The following is a 3,329-nucleotide window of genomic DNA, read 5'->3' as shown; positions in this document are numbered from 1 at the left end:
CAGACCGAAGACCCCCGCGCCGAGGGCGGCGGTGACGGCGATCTGGGTGGAGCTCTCGCCGGTGCCGGCCTGGAGCCGGAAGTCGGGCAGGGCGCCCGCGAGCACCAGCATCGTCAGCGTCGACACCGCCCATACGGCCAGCATCCGCCAGAACCCGCTCAGCACCCTCCGCCAACGCTCACCGCCCACGTCCGGCCACCCTTACGTCCCGTTCCTGCGCCCAGCCTGTCACAAGGGGCGGGGAGCCGGGGTGGTACCGAGGGGTGGCACGGAGGCAGGGACGGGGCACCCGGGGGCAGGGACGGGGCGCGGCCCTCGGAGGGGTGGAGCCGGCCGCATCGGCAGCCGGGGGTGCGGAGCCGGCCTCGGCGGTCAGCGGCCGTCGTAGCCCGCGGTCGGCATCGACAGACGGCGGTGGACGCTGGCCTTCATCTGGGCGTCGTAGGCGGGTTCTGCGCGGCCGACGGTCTCGACGCGGACACCGCGGCGGGCGCACTCGGCGGTGAAGTCGTCGACGGAGGCGAGGGCGCGTTCGAGGACGCGGCGGCTGGGGGCGACGAAGAGGTCGACATGGCCGGCGTCGACGTCGGCCCACAGGGCGCAGTGGTCGGGGCGCAGACCGCGGACGAGCAGTTCGCGCGTCACCACGTAGCCGCGCTCGGCGGCCCAGCGGGCGCACATGGCGTGCTGGCTGCGGGAGTCGACCAGGAAGGGGTCCGCCTCCAGCTCCTCCAGGGGGGTCAGGCTGGCGATGGCGGCGACCCGCACGACCGCTCCGCGTCCCGCAGTCCGCCCCGGGCACTCACGGGGTATCTCCTGGCAGGACAGGGCGAAGGCGTCACTGTTGTCTCCCACGGCGTCCCCCTCACCTCCGGGTCCAGAGCCTGAGACCCTACTCCAGCCCGTAGGCTCGGGGGAGTAGCGCGAAGGAGGCGAAAGAAGTGCCGGTGGAGGTCACCTGGTGGGGTCACGCCACCTGCACGGTGGAGGACTCGGGCACACGCGTGCTCACCGACCCGCTGTTCACGCGCCGGCTCGCGCATCTGCGCAGGCGCCGCGGGGCGCCGCCCCCGCCCGAGGCCGCGGTCGCGGACGTGGCGCTGGTGTCCCATCTGCACGCCGATCATCTGCATGTCCCGTCCCTGGCCCGGCTCGCGCCGGGTACCCGGCTGGTGGTGCCGCGCGGGGCGCCGCGCCAGGTGCCGGGGCTGCGCAGGCTGCGGCATCTGCGGCTGTGCGAGGTGGCGCCCGGGGACGAGGTGAGCGTCGGTGACCTGGTCGTCCGTGCCGTGCCCGCCCGCCACGACGGGCGGCGCCTGCCGGTCGGGCCGCACCGCTCACCGGCGCTCGGGTTCGTCGTCGAGGGTGAGGCGCGGACCTATTTCGCCGGGGACACCGGGCTGTTCGAGTCGATGCCCAAGGAGGTCGGACCGGTCGACGTGGCGCTGCTGCCGGTCGGCGGCTGGGGACCGTGTCTCGGCGAGGGACATCTCGATGCGGGGCGCGCGGCGGAGGCGCTCGCGCTGCTCGCGCCCCACAGCGCGATCCCGGTGCACTACGGCACGTACTGGCCGATCGGGATGGATGCCGTGCGCCCCCATGAATTCCACGCGCCCGGTACGGAGTTCGTGCGCCTCGCCGCGCTGCGCGCTCCCGAGGTGGCCGTGCACCGGCTGGAGCACGGGGAGAGCGTACGGCCGGGGGTGGCGGGATGAGACGCCGGTCGCGCGGGGGCGCGGAGGGCGCCCGGTGATGGTGCTGTCCGTCGCGGCCACTCCCCTGCCCTACGAGTCGACGCAGCAGGCGATCGGCTATCCGACGCTGTTCCTGCTGGTACTGGCGGGGGCGCTGCTGCCGGTGGTGCCGACGGGGGCGCTGGTCAGTTCGGCGGCCGTGGTGGCGTTCCACCAGACGGCGCCGTTCGCGCTGCTGATGGTGTTCGTGGTGGCGTCGGTGGCCGCGTTCCTCGGGGACATCGCCCTGTACTGGCTGGGGCGGCGCGGCATGGGCTCGAAGAACGGTTCGCGCTGGCTGGAGGCGATCCGCCGCCGGGCACCGGAGGACCGGCTGGCCCAGGCCCAGCGGAAGCTCGACGGGCACGGGGTGGCCGTCCTCGTGCTGTCCCGGCTGGTGCCGGCCGGCCGGCTCCCGGTGATGCTGGCGTGTCTGCTGGCGGAGATGCCGTTGCGTCGGTTCGCGCGGGGCAATCTGCCGGCGTGCCTCGCGTGGGCGGTCACGTACCAGTTGATCGGGATCCTCGGGGGGTCGCTGTTCGCGGAGCCCTGGGAAGGGGTGCTGGCGGCGGTCCTGCTGACGCTGCTGATCAGCGTGGCGCCGAGCGTGTGGCGGCGGTTCGTCCGCTGAGAGTCCGGCTGCGTCCTGGCAACGGGCGGGCGGGTGCCGTCGCGGTCCTCAGGCGAGGATCCGGGACGCCCCGATCGGCAGGTCCCACAGGTTCTCGCGCGGGAGTCCTGCCGCCTCCCAGGCCGTCCGTACCCGGGTGAGGGGTTCCAGGACCGGTTCGGCGGACAGGACGAACGTGGCCCAGTGCATGGGGGCCATACGGCGGGCGCCGAGGTCCTGGAAGGCCCGGACGGCCTCCTCGGGGTCGCAGTGGACGTCGCTGAGCCACCAGCGGGGGTCGTACGCGCCGATCGGCAGGAGCGCGAGGTCGATACCGGGGTGGCGGCGGCCGATGAGGGAGAACCAGTGGCCGTAGCCCGTGTCGCCCGCGAAGTACACCCGCTTCCCGTCGGACGCCGTGAGGACCCAACCGCCCCACAGGGAGCGGCAGGTGTCGGTGAGGGTGCGCTTCGACCAGTGGTGGGCCGGTACGAAGTCGAAACGGACGCCGTCGAGTTCGGCCGCCTCCCACCAGTCCAGCTCGGTGACGCGGGTGAAGCGGCGGCGGCGGAACCAGCCGCCGAGACCGGCGGGCACGAACACCGGTGTGTCGCGGGTCAGTCGGCGCAGGGTGGGCGCGTCCAGGTGGTCGTAGTGGTTGTGGCTGATGACGACCGCGTCCACCTGCGGCAGCGCGTCCCAGGCCACGCCGACCGGAGTGATCCGGGCGGGCGTGCCGAGGATGCGGCGGGACCAGACCGGGTCGGTGAGGACGGTGAGCCCGCCGATCCGCACCACCCAACTCGCGTGCCCCGCCCAGGTGACGGCGAGGGTACGGGCGTCGACACGGGGCAACGGGGCGGGCTCGTAGGGCAGTCGGGGGATGTCGACGAGGCCCTCGGGGCCCGGCCGTACCGAGCCCTCGCGGGCGAAGCGCGCGAACGCCCGCAGGCCGGGCAGGGGCGTCGTCAGCCGGCCGGCGAAGG

General features: G+C 74.3%; 5 protein-coding genes. 2 read left to right on the top strand and 3 right to left on the bottom strand.

Annotated features, from left to right (window positions below):
* Both AOK15_RS45405 and AOK15_RS38730 read right to left on the bottom strand, forming a co-directional pair.
* Positions 1-189 (bottom strand): hypothetical protein (locus tag AOK15_RS45405; RefSeq protein WP_157870502.1); only part of this gene is annotated, 189 nt, incomplete at its 3' end.
* Between the two features lie 183 nt (positions 190-372).
* The gene (locus AOK15_RS38730; RefSeq protein ID WP_283946334.1) at positions 373-828 is read right to left on the bottom strand and encodes a hypothetical protein; all 456 of its coding nucleotides are present in this window, start codon (positions 826-828) and stop codon (positions 373-375) included.
* 113 nt (positions 829-941) lie between these two features.
* Between AOK15_RS38730 and AOK15_RS38725 the strand changes: the two genes are divergently transcribed.
* Entirely contained in the window at positions 942-1,715 is a 774-nt protein-coding gene (locus AOK15_RS38725) for an MBL fold metallo-hydrolase (protein ID WP_055523598.1), read from the top strand.
* A 37-nt stretch (positions 1,716-1,752) separates the two neighbouring features.
* Positions 1,753-2,364 carry a DedA family protein gene (locus AOK15_RS38720; RefSeq protein ID WP_185093495.1) on the top strand — a complete coding sequence of 204 codons (612 nt, stop codon included), beginning with the start codon at positions 1,753-1,755 and terminating at the stop codon, positions 2,362-2,364.
* 48 nt (positions 2,365-2,412) lie between these two features.
* On the opposite strand, the gene AOK15_RS38715 is transcribed toward AOK15_RS38720, so the two are convergent.
* On the bottom strand, positions 2,413-3,329 hold a 917-nt coding region (locus tag AOK15_RS38715; RefSeq protein ID WP_055523594.1), incomplete at its 5' end, for an MBL fold metallo-hydrolase.

The organism is Streptomyces ossamyceticus (genome assembly GCF_001418475.1).
In the GTDB taxonomy this organism is placed as follows: domain Bacteria; phylum Actinomycetota; class Actinomycetes; order Streptomycetales; family Streptomycetaceae; genus Streptomyces; species Streptomyces ossamyceticus.
The sequence above is the reverse complement of the archived record's forward strand: the minus strand, read 5'-3'. Positions and strand labels throughout refer to the sequence as shown.